Raw genomic sequence first — 17,528 nt, 5'->3', positions numbered from 1 at the left:
CGCCGCCCCGGTTCCGGCCGCGCCGCGCGTCGCTTCGCCGCCGGCCGATGCCGCGCGCGAGGAGCGCGTGCGCATGACCAAGTTGCGCCAGACCATCGCCCGCCGCCTCAAGGAGGCCCAGGCCAACGCTGCCATGCTGACGACCTTCAACGAGGTCGACATGACCAACGTCATGGCGCTGCGCAACCAGTACAAGGACCTGTTCGAGAAGAAGCATGGCGTGAAGCTCGGCTTCATGTCCTTCTTCGTGCGGGCCTGCACCCAGGCCCTCAAGGAGATGCCGGCCGTCAATGCCGAGATCGACGGCCAGGACATCATCTACAAGAACTATTGCCATGTCGGCGTCGCCGTCGGCACCGACAAGGGCCTCGTCGTGCCGGTGATCAGGGATGCCGAGACGCTCGGCCTTGCCGGTATCGAAAAGACCATCGCCGATTTCGGCAAGCGGGCCCGCGACGGCCAGCTCAAGATCGAGGAGATGCAGGGCGGTACCTTCACCATCTCCAATGGTGGCGTCTATGGTTCGCTGATGTCGACGCCGATCCTGAACGCGCCCCAGTCGGCCATTCTCGGCATGCACAAGATCCAGGAGCGCCCGATGGTGGTCGGCGGCCAGATCGTGGCGCGCCCGATGATGTATCTGGCGCTGTCCTATGATCACCGCATCATCGACGGCAAGGAAGCGGTCACCTTCCTGGTGCGCGTCAAGGAGAGCCTGGAGGATCCGGCTCGCCTCGTGCTGGACCTGTAACAGCCGTCATCCTGGACGCGGCGCAACATGCAATGTCGTGCCGCAGATCCGGGGTCGCGTGCCGCAATATTCCTCATCCTGATGACGGTCCCGGGTCTGCGCAGCACCGCTTCGCGCTGCCACTCACAAGCAAAGCTTGTGAGGAAACGCCCGGGATGACAGCAATAGAAAGCGAGCTCCCATGCCCTCTCATGATCTCGTCGTTATCGGCACTGGCCCCGGCGGCTATGTCTGCGCCATCCGCGCCGCCCAGCTCGGCATGAATGTCGCCGTGGTCGAGAAGCGCGCCACCTATGGCGGCACCTGCCTCAATGTCGGCTGCATCCCGTCCAAGGCGCTGCTGCATGCCTCCGAATTGTTCGACGAGGCCGGGCATGGTTTCAAGGCCTTCGGTATCGAAGTCCCCGCGCCGGTGCTCAATCTGCCCCAGATGCTGAAGCACAAGCAGGAGACCGTGGACGCCAACGTCCAGGGCGTTGCCTTCCTGTTCAAGAAGAACAAGATCACGGCCTATCGCGGCACCGGCAAGATCCTGGCTGCCGGCAAGGTCGAAGTGACGGCCGAAGACGGTTCGACGCAGACACTGGAAACGAAGTCGATCGTGATCGCCACCGGCTCGGACGTTGCGCAGCTCCCCGGCGTCACCATCGATGAGAAGACCGTGGTCTCCTCCACGGGCGCACTCGAACTGGCTGCCGTGCCCAAGAAGCTGGTCGTCATCGGCGCCGGCGTCATCGGCCTCGAGCTCGGCTCGGTCTGGCGCCGCCTCGGCGCCGAGGTCACCGTGGTGGAGTTCCTCGATCGCATCCTGCCGGGCATGGATCTGGAAGTCGCCAAGCAGGCCCAGCGCCTGCTCGGCCGCCAGGGCATCGAATTCAAGCTTGCCACCAAGGTGACCGGTGTCGAGACCAGCGCCTCGGGTGCCGTCGTTTCCGTGGAGCCGGTCGCCGGCGGCAATAGCGAGACCATCGCGGCCGACATCGTCCTGGTCGCCACCGGCCGCCGCCCCTATACGGACGGCCTCGGCCTGGAGGAAGCCGGCGTCGTCACCGAGCGCGGACGCGTGATCATCGACGACCATTTCGCCACCAATGTCCCCGGCATCTATGCCATCGGCGACGTGGTGCGCGGGCCGATGCTGGCGCATAAGGGCGAGGACGAGGGCATCGCCGTCGCCGAGATCCTGGCCGGCCAGCATGGCCATGTGAACTATGACGTCATTCCGGCGGTGGTCTACACCTATCCCGAGATCGCCTCGGTGGGTAAGACCGAGGAAGAGCTCAAATCGGCCGGCATCGCCTACAAGGTCGGCAAGTTCCCCTTCACCGCCAATGGCCGTGCCCGCGCCAACCGCACCACCGAAGGCTTCGTCAAGGTGATTGCGGATGCGACCACGGACCGCGTGCTCGGCGTGCATATCCTCGGCGCCGGCGCCGGCGAGATGATCCATGAGGGCGTGGTGCTGATGGAGTTCACCGGCTCGTCCGAGGACCTGGCTCGTTCCTGCCATGCACATCCGACCATGTCGGAAGCGGTCAAGGAGGCAGCGCTTGCCGTCGAAGGTCGCGCGATCCATATTTGATCGCAGCTTCGGCACGGCTTTGTTGTCACAAAGTCGCTAAAAGGCCATAGACACGCTTTAGGGCACACTTCCCAGAGCAAAGCGCGTTTGGTGAAAACGCCGCTTTGCTCTAGTTCTTCGCTTTGACGCGTCTTTGCGATTCTTGGTGAGACCGTCGAATCGCAAAACGCTATGAAGTGTGCCCACACTGTTTTCTGTCGCCGGTTCCGGTCCCTCAGGCCGGCCGTCCCGGAGTTTGCAATGCCTTTTGCCCGTACCGTTCTCGTCGCTCTTAGCCTGTCCTTGCTGGCCGGCACAGCCTATGCGCAGAACGAGTCAGGCACACCGCCCGCCGAAACGGCGCCTGCTCCCGCCGATGCGTTGCCGCCGGCCGACCTGGTCGCCGCCAACCAGCCGCTGGAAATCGACACTCATCGCGTCAATCCCAAGGCGCTGAGTGCGGCCGATAAGGCGACGCTCGACCGGGTCGACAGTTATTTCAACAATATCAAGTTCTTCTCCGGCAATTTCGTGCAGGTCGGCTCGGACGGCAAGCGCATCACCGGCAAGTTCTGGGTGTCCAAGCCTGGCCGCATGCGTTTCGACTATGATCCGCCGTCTTCGCTGCAATTGCTGGCCGACGGTACCTCGGTGGCGGTGCGCAACCGCAAGCTCAACACCCAGGACCTCTATTTCATCAAGCAGACGCCGCTGCGCTTCCTGCTGGCCAGCAGGCTCGACCTGATCGAGGATTCCAAGGTCCTGGCCGTCGGCAACGAGCCGGCCGGCATCAGCGTCATCCTGGAAGAGGGCTCGGCGGCCAGCGGCGGCAAGTCCCGCATCCAGCTGACCTTTCCGGCACCGGCCTATGATCTGAAGCAGTGGACCGTCACCGATCCGCAGGGCTACGACACCACGGTGACCATTTCCGGCATCGACCGCAAGCTGCAGCTGCCTGACAAGATCTTCTATATCGATCAGACCAAGATCCTGAAGTAGTACGCGGCTCCCTGAGATTCCGGGAAGAGCCGGTAACGAGGAGGAATGGCGCAGACCCCCTCATTGCACTGGCTCAGTGAGTTCCTTTTCGGGCAGAACGGGCTTCGGCAGCGGGATGAGATCGACATTCTTGGACTGGCCGCCCAGGAAGGCCGGATCCAGCACGCCGCCACCCGATGGATCGCCGCCCGGCGGCGCATTCACGTTGACGGGGCCGGACAGGCCTTGCGTCGACGAATGATCCCCGTAGTAGCGCGGCTTGCCGCCGACCAGCATGCCATCCTTGATCTGGCTCTGCGCCTGATTGACCCGATCAGCCAGTTGCCGCGAATAGGGCAGCAGATAGGAGCGGGGCACGCCGCTCGGCAGGTTGGCCGCGTCGAGTTCCTCGACCCAAAGATGCACGGCGCCGGGATTGGCGTGCGCCGGGTCGGGTTCGACGACATAGGTCCACAACACCTTGAAATGCTCTGGCAGGGCAACGGGCGCCGACCAGCCGAGCAGGCCCTGCGTGGAAAAGAAGACCGCGACGTAGAAGGCGCTGGCCAGCACGATCGCGGCCACCTTCGCGAGCCGGTTGAAGGCCATCCGGCTCAGGACGGCAAGCAGCAGGGCCGTCGTCGCGACATAGGCCAGGGTGAGCAGAAGCACATGGGTCTGGACCCAACTCATGGCTTGGCACCGTTGGCGCGAGGATTGTAGAAGGTCTGCAGGATCGACTTCTGGGTCTGGCTGACCTTGGTTACCGCACCCCTCTCGTCCATGGTGAAGCGCAGGGCCGTCTTCTCGGTGCCGCCGTCGACCACCTCCAGCGTTTCCTTGCCCACGATCGTCACCTTGGGATTGAGCTTCTGCAGCGTCACCGTTACCGGGACCGCGCGGCCGGTCAGGGCGGTGAAATGATAGACGTTGATGGTGTAGTCCCCGGCGACGAAGCCACGGATGCTGACGAGTTCCTGCCGGGTCGCCGTCGGCACCTTGCTGCCATTGACCATGACGAAATCGTTCAGCCCGCCCCTGTCGTCGCGATCGAGCAGCATGAACCCGGCCTCCCTGCGGCGATACCAGACCACGTTGCCGAGCGGATCCTGGACGAAGATATCCATGTCGTCGGGATGATTGTCCGGCCAGTCCATGCTGATCAGGAACTCGGCCTTACTGTCGACCTTGCCGTTGTCGGCCTTGGGCGCCACGATCACCAGGGCGATGAAGAACAGGAAGGCGACGACCTGCAACGCCTTGAACAGCACCACGCTGAACGGATCGAACGCCTCCTCGCGAGGCATCAGGTCGAAATCGTCGATCATGCTGCCTGAACCCGCCGTTCCAGCGCCGAGACCACATAGACCTCGGTGATATCCACGGCGAAGGCGAAGATGGCAGCGGTGGCGCTTTCCAGGAACTGATACTGGATCTTCAGGAGGATGGAGCCTGCCAGCCCCAGGAGCGTGGTGTACATGGCCACGGCCATGCCGTCGCTCATCAGCGACATCGAGGTCCGCATGGCCGTGTGGTTTTCGACGTCGAGGCCGGCGATCGGCGCCAGCATCATGATGAAGCCGATGATGGTGCCCAGGAGCCCCAGCTTCATCAAGGTATCGCTGGCGAAGGCGCCCAGGCCGTTCGAACCGCGCAGCCGATTGGCGAGAACCCGCAGCAGCAGCGTCTGGTCGAGGCGCATATGTCCCTGCAGGCTGGCCTTCGTCTTGAGATCCCGGATATGGGACGAGACAAGCCCCGCCGGCAACTCCTTGGCGAGATCGACTCTGGGCTCGCCGGACAGACCGTTCTCGTAGCGGACGAGAAGCCGCGCCGATCGCCGGGCTGCTTCGCCCTCCTTCGAGATGATCAGGACGCGCCACAGGCAATGAAGGCTGGCGGCGACATACAAGACGGCAATGACGACCGAGATGAAGGTATGGTCGCTCTCGACCATCTTGGCGACCAGCCCGAAATACCAGGCCAGCAGGAAGGCGAATAAAGTCACGCCAGTAAAGATCAACCAGGCTGGAAACGGGTCGCTGCCTGGCAATTCCGCCACTTCCTGCGTGCTCAACGCATCCTCCTTGCTGAACTTCGGCTGCCTTCAGGGCAAGCTCTCGCGGCATTCGAAAGGATAGGATGAGGTATTTTGGAATTTATGTCTTTATATCTTCGCTGAACCTAAATTAATAAGGATTTTATCAGCGTAATTGCCAGGTATTCCGGCGGATGATTGCTTCCTGTTCTGCGATGGGGGTTGCCGAGGCACAAGGTCAGGGGCGGCGACGCCGTGGGGAAGGCTGACCCGGAACGGGAGGTTCAACGCCTGGCCTTGGCCATCAGGGCGATTCGCATCAAGGCACGCGCGACGATCGCCTGGCCCAGAACGGCGTTGCGGCGGGCGTCGAGCACGGCTTCCGACAGGTCCGCCACGATGCGGTCGAGCCTTGCCATGTTCAGGGCCGAGAGCTGGGCCGTGACGCCGGCCTTGCGTCGGAAATGCACCTGCATGCCCATGGAATCGACGACGCCCGCGGCCGGGCGCCCCTTCTCGACCTCGCCTCGCAGGCGGTGAAGCAGGAGTGCATGACGCAGGGCCGTTCCCGCCAACTGCGAGGTATTGACGCCTTCGTTCCAGGCCTTGGCGAGGGTGGAGTCGAGCAGATCCGCCCGGCCGGAAAAGGCAGCGTCGATGATCTCGTCGGTGGCGAGCGCACTGGCATCGCCTACCACGGCCTCGACGTCGCTGAGCTCGATGCGCCCGGCGCCATGGGCGTAGAGCGTGAGTTTCTTCAGTTCGCTCCGGGTGGCCAGGCGATCGCCGCCGAGTAGCCCGATCAATGTCTCTCGGGCTTCAGGCGCGATGGTGAGGCCTGAAAGGGCGACTTCCTCGGCAATGATCTGGCCGATATTGGCGTTCTCGTCGCCGAAACAGGCGATCACAGCCCCGGCGCGCGATTTCTCCACCAGGGAGACCAGAGCATGGCTCTTCTTGAGGTCGCCCGCTTCGATCACCACCCGGCAGGCGCTGGGCGGATTGGCGAGCACGGGCTCGACTGCCGGCACGATATTGCGGCTGCCTGCCCTGAGGCGCACAGCGCGGCGCCCGCCGAAGAGGGGAATCGTGAAGACCTCGTCGGCGAGCCGCGCCGGATCACCGCTGATCTCGTCGCCGTCGAGCCGGACTAACTGGAAGGGATCCTCGATATCGTCGACCGAGGCTGCGACCAGGGCGCGCACTCGCTCGCTCACCAGCCCGGTATCCGGCCCATAGACCATGATCACCGCGAAATGGGCGTCCGGCTTCTTGATGAAGGCATCGACGGCGCGCCGTTCGATGGAGGCCATGGGTCAATCAGCCATCAGGGATGGTCGGCGAGCCAAGTCGCCAACCTCAGGCGGATCTGGTCAGCCATCACGTCGGCCGCATCGTTCTCCGCATCGCGTCGGGCGCGTACGGTGGCGAAACGTTGCAGGCCGGAATTATAGGATTTGCGCGTGAAGTTCTTCGCCTTGAGCAGGATCTTGTCCGTGGCCGGGTCGAGCAAGGTGTAGTCGGTCGTCAGTGTCACCGTGTCGATTTGCGGCGTGGCGTTCAGCGCGTCGACCAGCGCCGAATCGGAGCTGGAAGAGGTTACAAGCACCAGCCGGTAGCGCGCCGGCGGAGCCTCGGCGCCGCCCGTGAGATTGAACGACAGCCGGTTGCGCACCTGCTGGCCGACACGGTCGTCGACCGGATCGATGGCGATGGCGGCGAGCCGGTTCTTCAGCCCGGGCGAACCGTTGCCGGGCTCGGCCAGCATCGGACGGAAGCAGCCACCCAGCATCACCGCCGGCACGAGGGCGAGGGCGAACAGCGCGCAGCGGCGCGAGGTCTGACTAGACGACGACATTCACAATCCTTCCCGGCACCACGATGATCTTTTTGGGAGCGCGCCCTTCCAGCACGCGCTGGACGGTTTCGTTCGCCAATGTGGCAGCTTCGACTTCCTTTGGCGATGCCGATTTCGGCACCGTCAGATCGGCCCGCTTCTTGCCGTTGAACTGCACCGGCAGGGTGACGGTGTCGTCTTCCAGCAGCGCAGGATCGGCCACCGGCCAGGAGGCTTGCGCCACCAGGCCCTGACAGCCCAGCACGCTCCAGCATTCCTCGGCCAGATGCGGCATCATCGGCGCGATCAACTGCACCAGCATGACGCCGGCTTCCTTCAGCGCAGCGGCGAGATTGGCGGGCACAGCCTCGCCGTTCTTGTAGCCGTCCAGCGTGCGCCCCAGGCTGTTCACCAGCGTGTAGATATGGGCGACGCAGCGGTTGAAGCCGAGACGCTCGATATCGCCCTCGACGGCCGCCAGGGCACGGTGTGCCGCCTTGCGCACGGCGAGGACATCTTCCTCGCTTGCGGGGGCAACCGATGAGGGGACTTGGGCGGCGATCTCGTTGACGATGCGCCAGATGCGCTGCACGAAGCGGCCGGCGCCCTGGACGCCGTCCTCGGTCCAGATCACGTCGCGCTCGGGCGGCGAGTCCGACAGCATGAACCAGCGCGCGGTGTCGGCGCCGTAATCGGCGATGATGTCGTCGGGGTCGACGACATTCTTCTTCGACTTCGACATCTTCTCGATCGAGCCGATCTCGACCGGCTCGCCGGTGCGGTTGTTGACGGCGCGGCGCTCGGCGCCGTCGCCCTCGATGCGCACATCGGCCGGCACCACCCATTCGCCATTTTCAGCGCGATAGGTCTCGTGCACCACCATGCCCTGGGTGAACAGGCCCTTGAACGGCTCGTCCAGGCCGACATGGCCGGTCTTCTTCATGGCGCGCACGAAGAAGCGACTATAGAGCAGATGCAGGATGGCGTGCTCGATACCGCCGATATACTGGTCGACCGGCAGCCAGGCATCGGCTTCCTTGCGCACCGTCGGCGCCGTCTCGATCCACGGATCGGTGAACCGGGCAAAATACCAGGAAGAATCGACGAAGGTGTCCATCGTGTCCGTCTCGCGCCGAGCCGGCTTGCCGCATTGCGGGCAGTCGACATGGCGCCAGGTCGGATGATGGTCGAGCGGATTGCCGGGCCGATCGAAGGTGACGTCGTCGGGCAGCTTGACCGGCAGGTCCTTCTTGGGCACCGGCACCACGCCGCAGACCTCGCAATGGATCACCGGGATCGGGCAGCCCCAATAGCGCTGGCGCGAGATGCCCCAGTCGCGCAGGCGGAAATTGACCTTGCGCTCGGCCACTGGTGCGTTGCCATGCGTCCGGCTTTCCAGACGGCGGGCCACTTCTTCCTTGGCCTGCTCGATGGTCATGCCGTCGAGGAAACGCGAATTGATCATCAACCCGTCGCCGTCATAGGCGACGTCGGTGATCACGAAGCTGGCGGGGTCCTGGTCCGGCGGGCACACCACCGGCGTATTGCCCAGGCCATAGGCGTTGACGAAGTCGAGGTCGCGCTGGTCATGCGCCGGGCAGCCGAAGATGGCGCCCGTGCCGTATTCCATCAGCACGAAATTGGCGACGTAAACCGGCAGTTTCCAATCGGGATCGAAAGGATGCACGGCACGGATGCCGGTGTCGAAACCCTTCTTCTCGGCCGTCTCGATCACGGCGGCCGAGGTGCCCGTACGCCCGATCTCCTCGATGAACGCAGCCAGTTCCGGGTTATTCGCGGCGGCGGCCCTGGCGAGCGGGTGATCGGCCGCGATCGCCATGAACTTGGCGCCGAACAGCGTGTCGGGGCGGGTGGTGTAGATCAGCAGTTCGTTCTCGCCCGCCGGCGCCGTGGCCGTGTCGAGCTCGAAGCGCACCTGCAAGCCTTCCGACTTGCCGATCCAGTTCTTCTGCATCAGCCGGACCTTTTCGGGCCAGCGATCCAGCGTGTCCAGGGCCGAGAGCAGGTCCTGCGAGTAATCGGTGATCTTGAAGAACCACTGGGTCAGCTCGCGTTGCTCGACCAGGGCGCCCGAGCGCCAGCCACGGCCGTCGATCACCTGCTCATTGGCCAGCACCGTGTGGTCGACCGGATCCCAATTGACCTTGGAAACCTTGCGCTCGACCAGGCCCGACTGCAGGAAGTCCAGGAACATCGCCTGCTGGTGGCGGTAATAGGAGGGATCGCAGGTCGCGATCTCGCGGCTCCAGTCCAGCGACAGGCCCATCGACTTCAACTGGCCGCGCATGGTGTCGATATTGGCATAGGTCCATTTGGCCGGATGCGTCTTGTTCTGCATCGCGGCATTCTCGGCCGGCATGCCGAAGGCGTCCCAGCCCATGGGATGCAGCACGTTGAAGCCCTTGGCCCGGCGATAGCGCGCCACCACGTCGCCCATGGTGTAGTTGCGCACATGGCCCATATGGATGCGCCCGGAGGGATAGGGGAACATCTCGAGCACGTAGTAGCGCGGACGCGGATCCTCATTCCTGGTTTCGAAGATCGCCTGGTCGGCCCAGGTCTTCTGCCATCTGGGCTCGGCGTCGCGGGCGTTATAGCGCTCGGTGGTCATGGGGAAGGGAACTCGGAGTTGAGACGTCACTCAATGAGTGACATTGGAAACGCCGCTTTTAACCGGCGTATTGGTGCAAAGCTAGCCTCGTCTCCTTTCCAAGGCCTGAAGAGGACCGGTTTTTCGCAGGCGGGACGCCGAAACACGGTGTGCCGATCTTCTCAGCTCCGTCAAAGGACGGAGCGGAACCGGCATTCTCGAAAGCGGCGCGCCTGCCGACCAGAGTGCCGATCCGAAGATCGGCACACCGGCCTCTGGCTCATGTCCGCCAAGTCTCGTAGGGCAGCGGGCGCCTAGGGTGCGAGCTTGACCGGCACCGGACGGGTCAGGAGATCGACGTAGAAATCGAAGAAGCGCTTGTTGTCGAACTGCTTGACCACCTTCACCTTCTGCAGGAGGTCCGTCGGCTGCTTCTGCCAATAGCCGAGCGTGCGGCCATAGCCCGGCCCGAACGCCACATCGACGTCGATATAGAGATCGTCGACCTTGGTCGCGTAGCTCGGATCGACCAGATAGGCGAGGGCGAGCGTATCGAACACGCTGGCCTTGGCCTTGTCGTCCTTGGCGAACTTCTTGGCCATCCAGCTGTCCCGGAAGAGCTTCTGGACCGGGCCTTCGCCGGCGGTGAGGCGATCGAATTCGGGCTTGCCGATCTGGGTGATGTCGGTGACATCAAGGGGAATGAGGGCCTGTTCGATCGGCTCGCGCATGACGATACGGGCGGCCTCCGGATCGATCCAGACATTCATTTCGGCGGCGGGCGTGGTATTGCCCTTCACGTCGACCGCGCCGGCCATGTAGACGATACGCTTGATCAGCGGCACGATTTCCGGGTTCTTGCGGATCGCCAGGGCGATGTTGGTGGCCGGCCCGATCACCAGCAGTGAGACTTCGTGCGGATTGGCCTTGATCGCCTCCACGATGAAGTCGACAGCATCCTCCTTGCGCAGCTTCGCCTTCTTGGCGAAGCCGTCCGGCGGGGCGATCAGGTCGGCCTCCTTGGGCTGCGGGCGATGGAACGAGGTCTTGTAGCTCTCCCCGAAGCCGAACAGCGCACGCTCGTGCTCGAAGCTCCTGGGATCGTGAACGAGGGGCAGGTTCGCGCCGGCATAGACGCCGACCCTGTCCTCGATGCCGAGGCGTTCGACGGCGCGCAGGGCATCGGCGACTTCTTGCTTCAGCCAATCATTGCCGGTGACCACGGTGACGCCCAGAAGGTCTATCGCCTTGTCCTTCTGCAACTGGGCCGCCATGATCAGCACCTGGCCGTCATCGCCGAGCGTCGAGAAATCCGTGTCGAGAATGATCTTTTCGGGGGCAGCATAGGCGGGCGAAGCCAGGAATGCGCCTGCGGCCAGGAAGACGGCCGCCATCAATCGTTTCATCGAAAATTTCCTCCTGATTCCAATATCTGGTCACGCCGGAAGAATGGCGCGCCATGCCGCTCGAGCGGCGGCGAGGCCACATTCGAACCTGTGACAGGGGATGGCAAGCCGGCACGTGGTAGAGCTGACCCGGCAATATGTGTTCCGCGCGAAACAGATGATGGACGGAAGGCCGGCTCGCCGCGCTTGCGCCACAGCGATAGCCCGACTTCGCCATCATCGGCGGGGAGCTTGGCCTGTCGCAACTCGATTGCAGAACGCCCGGGAGACACGCCGTGAAATCCGCTCTTCGCCTCGCTTTCGCGACGGCCAGCCTGCTTGCACTCGCCATGCCGATCCTGCCTGCCTACGCAGCTCCGGATGCGCAGTCGCGCCCGCGCGTCGAGGTCGCCTTCGTGCTCGACACCACCGGCTCGATGGCGAGCCTGATCGACGGCGCCAAACGCAAGATCTGGTCGATCGCCAACGCCATTGTCGACGCCAATCCGGATGCGGAGATCCGCATGGCTTTGATCGGCTACCGCGACCGGGGCGATGCCTATGTCACGGATGTCCATGCCCTCACCGGCGACATCCAGGGGCTCTATGGCGATCTGGTGCAATACACCGCCGATGGTGGCGGAGACACGCCCGAATCCGTGAACGAGGCGTTGGACAAGGCTGTCCGCAGCCTGCAATGGGGCAGCGGGGGACAGACCCGCAAGATCATCTTTCTGGTGGGGGATGCGCCGCCCCACATGGATTACCCCAACGCGCCGCGCTATCCCGAGGTCGTCAAGGCGGCCGTGGCCAAGGGCATTGTGGTCAACACGGTGCAGGCCGGCGATGCCGGCGACACCCGCCAGATCTGGCAGGACATCGCCCGGCGCGGCAATGGCCGCTATTTGCCGATCCCTCAGGATGGCGGCCAGATCGTCGAAGTGCCCACACCCTATGACGAGGACATCCTGCAACTGCAGCAATCGCTCGACGACACCGTGCTGCCTTATGGCGATGGCGAGAGGCAGCAGGCCGTCCGCAACAAGATGGACCTGCGCAAGCAGGCTCCGGCACCGGCCCAGGTCGACAATTCCAGTTTCTACAGCAAGAAGGCCGGGCCCAAGGAGGTTGTGACCGGCGAGGGGGATCTCACCGCCGACATTGCCAATGGCCGCCAGAGCCTCGACAAGGTTGCAGCCTCCGCGCTTCCCAAGGTGCTGCAGGGCAAGTCCGACGCCGAGCGCAAGGCCTATGTCGAGGAACAACTCGCCAAGCGCAAGGCCCTGCAGGACAAGCTCGCCGAGATCAATCGCAAGCGCGATGCCTTCGTCACGGCGGAACGCGCCAAGTCGGGCAGGAAGAAGGCAGATTCCTTCGATTCGGCCGTGCAGGAAACGCTCAGGCAGCAGCTTTGAGGCTGCTTACGGCGCCTTCTGGCCTGCCAGCCCGATCAGGCTTTCGAAGGCAGCTGAGGTGGCATGGCCATCGGCCTTGGCCTTGACCAGGAGCCTGTCCTGATCCTGGGCGAACACGGCCCGTTCGATCCTGACGTCGAGGCCCGGTATCTCCGGCACGGAGGCCCGGGCCTTGTCCTTGTCGAGGGCCTTGGCCACGGCATCGGTGAAGCGCTGGTTGAGATTGCCGAGCAGGGCGGTCGCGATTTCGGTGATTTGCGGATCGCCGGTCTTGATCGAGGCTTCTCCCTTCACGCGTAGCGCCACCTGGCGCGGCGTCGGGATGTAGAGCTCAACCGGGATGGTGATGGCAATCCTGTCCGTGGCGATCTTGGTCTTGATCTTCTGCCCCAGCACCTTGGCGCAACCCCAGGCCGTCACCTTGCCGGCGACGTCGATCACCGCCGTGTCGCCCTCGGCGCGAATATGGGCGCTATCAATTGAGTTGACCACGAGATTGGGGCCCTTGCGGGCACAGGCATCTTGCGGAAACGGCAATTTGCGGGCGATCGCCAGGGCGTTGTCCTGCAGCGATTTCAGGTCACCGGTGACGGCGAGGTCGAGCTGGACGCCGTCGGTCTCGCTCTTGCTGTCGAGGGAAGCCTGGATCGGAATGTCGAGGGGAATGCCGAAGACCGGCACGGATATCGTGGTCGGACCGATGTCGAGGGCGAAGGCTGCCTGCCCAAGTCCGCAGATCAGGAGCGCTGCCAGGGTGCTTCTTGCCAAGATAGATTTGGCCCCCTTGAACTGCATCATCAGCCTGCCCTCCGCAAAGCGTTTTGTGATTTGGTCGTTTCACCAAGAATCGCAAAGACGCGTCGAATCAAAGAGCTAGAGCAAAATAGCGTTTTCGTCCAAACGCGCTTTGCTCTAGGCAACCCTTGTCCATGCAGGGCTTTTAGCATGGTCCGGCGAGGTTCCGGTAGCCATAGCCCGTCCGTCCCATTATGTCGGAGGCCTGTTTCGTCCTTTCGCCATTCTCTGGAAGTCATGCCATGTCCGATGCTCCAGCCCGCCTTGCAGAGGTTCGCCTTGCCATTGCCCGCGCTGAAGCCGATGCGCTGCGCCCCGCCGGCTCGGTGACCCTGGTCGCCGTTTCCAAGACCTTCGGGCCGGAAGCGATCGAGCCCGTGCTTGCCGCGGGCCAGCGGGTCTTCGGTGAGAACCGCGTGCAGGAGGCACAGGGCAAATGGCCTGATCTCAAGGCTGCCTATCCCGATGTCGAGCTGCACCTCATTGGCCCGCTACAGTCCAACAAGGCCAAGGAAGCGGTGGCCCTGTTCGACGTGATCCATACGGTCGATCGCCCCTCGGTGGCACAGGCACTCGCCAAGGAAATCGCCAGGCAAGGCAGGGCGCCGCGCCTGCTGGTGCAGGTCAACACCGGCGAGGAAGCCCAGAAGGCCGGTGTCGCCCCCCAGGAGGCCGACGCCTTCATTGCGGCCTGTCGGGATGACTACGGCCTCGCCATCGACGGGCTGATGTGCATCCCCCCGTTCGAGCAGTCACCCGGGCCGCATTTCGCCCTGCTTGCCAAGATCGCCGCCCGCAACGGGCTTTCGATGCTCTCCATGGGCATGTCGAGCGATTTCGAGACCGCCATCGAGGTCGGCGCCACCCATGTGCGGGTGGGCAGCGCCATCTTCGGGACACGCTGAGCCCTTTTCCGGGCTTTTCGGGAAATCGCGCATGTCATCCCCGGCGGAGCCTTTGGCTCCGGGAAGGGGATCCAGGGGCCACGCATATATCCCTTTAGCCCCTGGATTCCCTTTCCGCCGCTTGCAGCGGCGCCGGGAATGGCAGGCCCTACATAGTCCGTTGATCTTATTGCGATAATGCTTCGTTGGGAGGTGTGGGACCGCTATTTCTTGCTGCCGTCGCTGGCAGGATCGGCGAGGGGATAGCTCTTGTCGGTCAGGCAGGCGTGCAGCCAGGGGCTATCCTCATCCTCGCCAAGATCGGCGCTGATCTTGGGCGACGGCGTGTTCGTGGCGCTGGCATTGGCGCTTGCGGCCGGTTGGACGGTCCAATGCCGGTCGGCGGAAGGCTGGCCGTCGGGGCAGGGGCTGTTGCCGTTCTCGTCGCCGCAGGTCGCGATCGTCTTGAGCTTGCCATCGACGACTTCCGCCACCGTCTGGGTGGTGTAGAGCGCGTTGGTGGCAAAGTCCGTCGTCACGGAGCAGACCCTATCGTTGTTCTGATAGGTGCGGGTTCCCAGGCAGGTATAGATCTGATCACTGCCACTCGGCAGAAAATCGCAATCGGCGCTATAGCCGGCGAAGGGGCCGCCGCTGAACTGGGCATTGAACCGGCGCTGGCTGTTTGCGATCTCGATCAGCCGCGGCAGTTTGGGATCGGTCTTGGAGAACTCTGCCAAATCGGCGGTGCGCGCCTCGATCGCCTTGAGGAGATTGTTTTTGGGCGCTTCTTCGCCGGAATCGCCGGCACTTTCCGCCCCGTCCTCCTGGTCGAGGCGAAGGTCCCGCCGCGCCAGCCAATGTTTCTGGCTCTCGACCAGCATCGCGCGGATCTCGGGATCCTGGCTGGCCTTGAGGATCCTGGCATAGGCAGTGCCCATGGCGGCATCAGCCCGCCGCAACGATTTGTCGGCGCAGATGCGGCGTTCGATCGAGGTCGAGGCTTTCTTGCAGTCGATGGCGTAAGCGGGCAGGGCGTGGAGGACGGTCAGGGCGGCTATGCCGAAAGCCAGGCGTTTCATTGCGGATGTTCCAGGGTAAGGACGAAGGAGGGGCAGCGGAATCGGGAGCAAAGCGGGCGGCAGAGCGCAGATGTCAGCGGCTGCTGCGCTTGTAGATGCCGTCTATCACGCTGCCCTCGCCGCCGCAGATGGATGCCGCATCGGCGCCGCGAACCGTGATCGTGCCATTGCCGAGCGAGAAGGCGAAGCCGAGGCCGGGTTTGGCCGCTTCGCCCTCTTCGTCGAGGCCGGCCACGATGTTGATCCGGGTAACCTTGCCGTCGAAGGCGCCGCCCGTGATCGAGCCCTCGGCAATGAAGCCGCAATCGGCAACCGTCGCACCGCCGTTCGGAACGCCGCCGATGGCGGCGCTTACCCGCCAATACTCGCCGCTGCGCTTGACGACGAGCGTGGCTTCGCCGTTCTGCCGGCGGACATAGCTGCCGGCGGCGGCGTCCTGAATGCTCATGGCCGCCGTCGTATCGGCGAAAGCCATGGCGGCAATCGCACAGCCGATTGCAGCGAAAATGATCTGCTTCATCAATAATCCTTGCTCTGAAATATCCGCAGACGTCCCGTGTCCGACGCAGCCGTCAGTCGATGATCATCACGGCATGGCGCGACAATCTCGGCAGCACCTTGCGGAACACCTCCGGCGCTACGGCGACGCAGCCGGCGGTCGGCGCGTTGTTCTCGCGGGAGACATGCCAGAAAATGGCGCTGCCCCGCCCTCTGACGATCGGTGCATCGTTCCAGCCGAGCGGCACGATCACGTCATAGAGGCGATCGCCGCGGGCCAGCCTTTCCTCGGCGTTCTGCTCGACGGGGCGCTGGATCAGCGTGTTGTAGCGCCGGTCGCAGACGTCGTCACACCAGGCATCCTCAGGGCGAATGGCGCGGAAGGACAGCTGGCTCGGAATGCGGGGGGCGCGGTCGAGCCGTTGGAACAGGCCGCGGAGCGGCAGCACGGCTCGGGGCGTGACGCCATCTCCTTCCCGTTTGGTGACGGCAATGCCGCTGCGGCCCAACACGCAGGGATAGGAAACTCCGCCCACCGTCAGGCGGCCGCGGCTGCGCGAAAGCGGGGATGCCTGCACGCGAATGAGATCGATCTTGCGCTTCAAGGGCCGACTTCCAAATTTTTCACCGCAAATCCCTGTCGAAAGTGCCGTCATGCGATTCACAAATCATGGCGCACGCCGTCATAATGCGATAGAGCGCTAAAGCGTTTTGCGATTTGTCGGAATCACCAACAATCGTAAAGACGCGTCAAGACAAAGAGCCGGAGCAAAAGGGCGTTTTCGCTAAAACGCGCTATGCTTTGGTATTCAAAGCGCGAAAGCATACCGGGTTTCCTGCCGCGCACGCCGAGCGCCCAGGCAGATTCCTCCTGATCGATCGCTTCCGCCTTCTGGGGAATGTCATGTCCGGCAGCCGCAAAATTCTGATCGTCGACGATGATAACGAACTGCGCCAGGCGCTGGCCGAGCAATTGGCGCTCTATGACGAGTTCGAGATCGAGCAGGCCGAATCCGCCAGCCGCGCTGTCCAGATCGCCAAGGCCGACCATCTCGATCTGGTGATCATGGATGTCGGCCTGCCTGATATGGACGGGCGGGAAGCGGTCAAGCTCCTGCGCAAGAACGGCTTCAAGTCGCCGATCATCATGCTCACGGGGCATGATTCCGATGCCGATACCATTCTTGGCCTCGAAGCCGGCGCGAACGACTATGTCGTCAAGCCCTTTCGCTTTGCCGTGCTGCTGGCGCGTGTGCGCGCCCATCTTCGGCAGCATGAGACGAGCGAGGACGCCGTGTTCAACATCGGCCCCTTCACCTTCAAGCCGGCCTCCAAGCTCCTGTTGACCGACAAGGGTTCCAAGGTCCGGCTGACCGAGAAGGAAACCTCGATCCTGCGCTATCTCTACCGTTCCGGGCAGAAGGCCGTGCAGCGCGACGTGCTGCTGCAGGAGGTCTGGGGCTACAATTCCGGCGTGACTACCCATACGCTCGAAACCCATATCTACCGCCTGCGGCAGAAGATCGAGAAAGATCCCTCCAACGCGGCCTTGCTGGTGACCGAAGGCGGCGGCTACAAGCTCGTGCCGTGAGATCTCACGGCACTTGATCGTGTGGCTGGAATCTCGTCATTGCGAACGCGGCGAAGCAATCAAGGGGCCGGGATAGCAGCCCTTGCCTGGATTGCTTCGCGA

General features: G+C 63.5%; 17 protein-coding genes. 6 read left to right on the top strand and 11 right to left on the bottom strand.

Annotated elements, in window-relative coordinates:
* From odhB to BA190_RS33845, 3 genes are all read left to right on the top strand, one after another.
* The coding region (gene odhB / locus BA190_RS33855) for a 2-oxoglutarate dehydrogenase complex dihydrolipoyllysine-residue succinyltransferase (protein WP_082980250.1) at positions 1-751 on the top strand (751 nt) is incomplete at its 5' end.
* Between the two features lie 181 nt (positions 752-932).
* Positions 933-2,333: a dihydrolipoyl dehydrogenase gene (lpdA, locus tag BA190_RS33850; protein ID WP_068299243.1), complete on the top strand. Its 1,401-nt coding sequence runs from the start codon at positions 933-935 to the stop codon at positions 2,331-2,333.
* 240 nt (positions 2,334-2,573) lie between these two features.
* The gene (locus tag BA190_RS33845) at positions 2,574-3,311 is read left to right on the top strand and encodes an outer-membrane lipoprotein carrier protein LolA (protein ID WP_068299238.1); all 738 of its coding nucleotides are present in this window, start codon (positions 2,574-2,576) and stop codon (positions 3,309-3,311) included.
* A gap of 60 nt (positions 3,312-3,371) precedes the next feature.
* Here BA190_RS33845 and BA190_RS33840 read toward each other — a convergent pair whose 3' ends face one another.
* From BA190_RS33840 to BA190_RS33810, 7 genes are all read right to left on the bottom strand, one after another.
* Entirely contained in the window at positions 3,372-3,983 is a 612-nt protein-coding gene (locus tag BA190_RS33840; protein ID WP_068299231.1) for a hypothetical protein, read from the bottom strand.
* Positions 3,980-4,618 (bottom strand): hypothetical protein, encoded by a 639-nt coding sequence (locus BA190_RS33835; protein ID WP_068299227.1) that lies wholly within the window; start codon positions 4,616-4,618, stop codon positions 3,980-3,982. Before BA190_RS33835 ends, BA190_RS33840 begins: the two co-directional genes overlap by 4 nt.
* Positions 4,615-5,367: a MotA/TolQ/ExbB proton channel family protein gene (locus BA190_RS33830; RefSeq protein ID WP_068299223.1), complete on the bottom strand. Its 753-nt coding sequence runs from the start codon at positions 5,365-5,367 to the stop codon at positions 4,615-4,617. The genes BA190_RS33835 and BA190_RS33830 overlap by 4 nt, the downstream gene beginning before the upstream one ends.
* A 245-nt stretch (positions 5,368-5,612) precedes the next feature.
* Complete coding sequence (holA, locus tag BA190_RS33825) at positions 5,613-6,641, bottom strand: DNA polymerase III subunit delta (RefSeq protein WP_068299220.1); 1,029 nt, start codon at positions 6,639-6,641, stop codon at positions 5,613-5,615.
* 14 nt (positions 6,642-6,655) lie between these two features.
* Positions 6,656-7,186: an LPS assembly lipoprotein LptE gene (gene lptE / locus BA190_RS33820; RefSeq protein WP_068299216.1), complete on the bottom strand. Its 531-nt coding sequence runs from the start codon at positions 7,184-7,186 to the stop codon at positions 6,656-6,658.
* Positions 7,173-9,797, bottom strand: a complete 2,625-nt coding sequence (gene leuS, locus BA190_RS33815) for a leucine--tRNA ligase (protein WP_068299213.1) — start codon at positions 9,795-9,797, stop codon at positions 7,173-7,175. The genes lptE and leuS overlap by 14 nt, the downstream gene beginning before the upstream one ends.
* A gap of 293 nt (positions 9,798-10,090) precedes the next feature.
* The gene (locus BA190_RS33810; protein WP_068299210.1) at positions 10,091-11,182 is read right to left on the bottom strand and encodes a nucleoside hydrolase; all 1,092 of its coding nucleotides are present in this window, start codon (positions 11,180-11,182) and stop codon (positions 10,091-10,093) included.
* Positions 11,183-11,457: 275 nt separating this feature from the next.
* Here BA190_RS33810 and BA190_RS33805 point away from each other — a divergent pair, with 275 nt between their 5' ends.
* Positions 11,458-12,576, top strand: coding sequence for a vWA domain-containing protein (locus BA190_RS33805; RefSeq protein WP_068299207.1), 1,119 nt, complete (start codon positions 11,458-11,460; stop codon positions 12,574-12,576).
* Between the two features lie 6 nt (positions 12,577-12,582).
* On the opposite strand, the gene BA190_RS33800 is transcribed toward BA190_RS33805, so the two are convergent.
* Complete coding sequence (locus BA190_RS33800) at positions 12,583-13,344, bottom strand: hypothetical protein (RefSeq protein WP_156771828.1); 762 nt, start codon at positions 13,342-13,344, stop codon at positions 12,583-12,585.
* Between the two features lie 269 nt (positions 13,345-13,613).
* Here BA190_RS33800 and BA190_RS33795 point away from each other — a divergent pair, with 269 nt between their 5' ends.
* On the top strand, positions 13,614-14,276 hold the full coding sequence (locus BA190_RS33795) for a YggS family pyridoxal phosphate-dependent enzyme (RefSeq protein WP_068299201.1): 663 nt from the start codon (positions 13,614-13,616) through the stop codon (positions 14,274-14,276).
* A gap of 203 nt (positions 14,277-14,479) precedes the next feature.
* Here BA190_RS33795 and BA190_RS33790 read toward each other — a convergent pair whose 3' ends face one another.
* From BA190_RS33790 to BA190_RS33780, 3 genes are all read right to left on the bottom strand, one after another.
* Positions 14,480-15,337, bottom strand: coding sequence for a lysozyme inhibitor LprI family protein (locus BA190_RS33790; protein ID WP_068299199.1), 858 nt, complete (start codon positions 15,335-15,337; stop codon positions 14,480-14,482).
* Positions 15,338-15,410: 73 nt separating this feature from the next.
* Positions 15,411-15,857 carry a hypothetical protein gene (locus tag BA190_RS33785; protein ID WP_068299197.1) on the bottom strand — a complete coding sequence of 149 codons (447 nt, stop codon included), beginning with the start codon at positions 15,855-15,857 and terminating at the stop codon, positions 15,411-15,413.
* A 52-nt stretch (positions 15,858-15,909) separates the two neighbouring features.
* Entirely contained in the window at positions 15,910-16,440 is a 531-nt protein-coding gene (locus BA190_RS33780; protein WP_068299194.1) for a L,D-transpeptidase, read from the bottom strand.
* Positions 16,441-16,739: 299 nt separating this feature from the next.
* On the opposite strand from BA190_RS33780, the gene BA190_RS33775 reads away from it, so the two are divergent.
* On the top strand, positions 16,740-17,426 hold the full coding sequence (locus tag BA190_RS33775; RefSeq protein ID WP_068299254.1) for a response regulator transcription factor: 687 nt from the start codon (positions 16,740-16,742) through the stop codon (positions 17,424-17,426).
* The last annotated feature ends 102 nt before the right edge of the window (positions 17,427-17,528 follow it).

The sequence above is a fragment of the Labrys sp. WJW genome (assembly GCF_001676615.1).
In the GTDB taxonomy this organism is placed as follows: Bacteria; Pseudomonadota; Alphaproteobacteria; order Rhizobiales; family Labraceae; genus Labrys; species Labrys sedimenti.
The sequence above is the reverse complement of the archived record's forward strand: the minus strand, read 5'-3'. Positions and strand labels throughout refer to the sequence as shown.

Coding starts and splice junctions, on each gene's coding strand:
- lpdA (WP_068299243.1), top strand. CDS start 933: ATGCCCTCTCATGATCTCGTCGTTATCGGCACTGGCCCCGGCGGCTAT.
- BA190_RS33845 (WP_068299238.1), top strand. CDS start 2,574: ATGCCTTTTGCCCGTACCGTTCTCGTCGCTCTTAGCCTGTCCTTGCTG.
- BA190_RS33840 (WP_068299231.1), bottom strand. CDS start 3,983: ATGAGTTGGGTCCAGACCCATGTGCTTCTGCTCACCCTGGCCTATGTC.
- BA190_RS33835 (WP_068299227.1), bottom strand. CDS start 4,618: ATGATCGACGATTTCGACCTGATGCCTCGCGAGGAGGCGTTCGATCCG.
- holA (WP_068299220.1), bottom strand. CDS start 6,641: ATGGCCTCCATCGAACGGCGCGCCGTCGATGCCTTCATCAAGAAGCCG.
- lptE (WP_068299216.1), bottom strand. CDS start 7,186: ATGTCGTCGTCTAGTCAGACCTCGCGCCGCTGCGCGCTGTTCGCCCTC.
- leuS (WP_068299213.1), bottom strand. CDS start 9,797: ATGACCACCGAGCGCTATAACGCCCGCGACGCCGAGCCCAGATGGCAG.
- BA190_RS33810 (WP_068299210.1), bottom strand. CDS start 11,182: ATGAAACGATTGATGGCGGCCGTCTTCCTGGCCGCAGGCGCATTCCTG.
- BA190_RS33795 (WP_068299201.1), top strand. CDS start 13,614: ATGTCCGATGCTCCAGCCCGCCTTGCAGAGGTTCGCCTTGCCATTGCC.
- BA190_RS33790 (WP_068299199.1), bottom strand. CDS start 15,337: ATGAAACGCCTGGCTTTCGGCATAGCCGCCCTGACCGTCCTCCACGCC.
- BA190_RS33785 (WP_068299197.1), bottom strand. CDS start 15,857: ATGAAGCAGATCATTTTCGCTGCAATCGGCTGTGCGATTGCCGCCATG.
- BA190_RS33775 (WP_068299254.1), top strand. CDS start 16,740: ATGTCCGGCAGCCGCAAAATTCTGATCGTCGACGATGATAACGAACTG.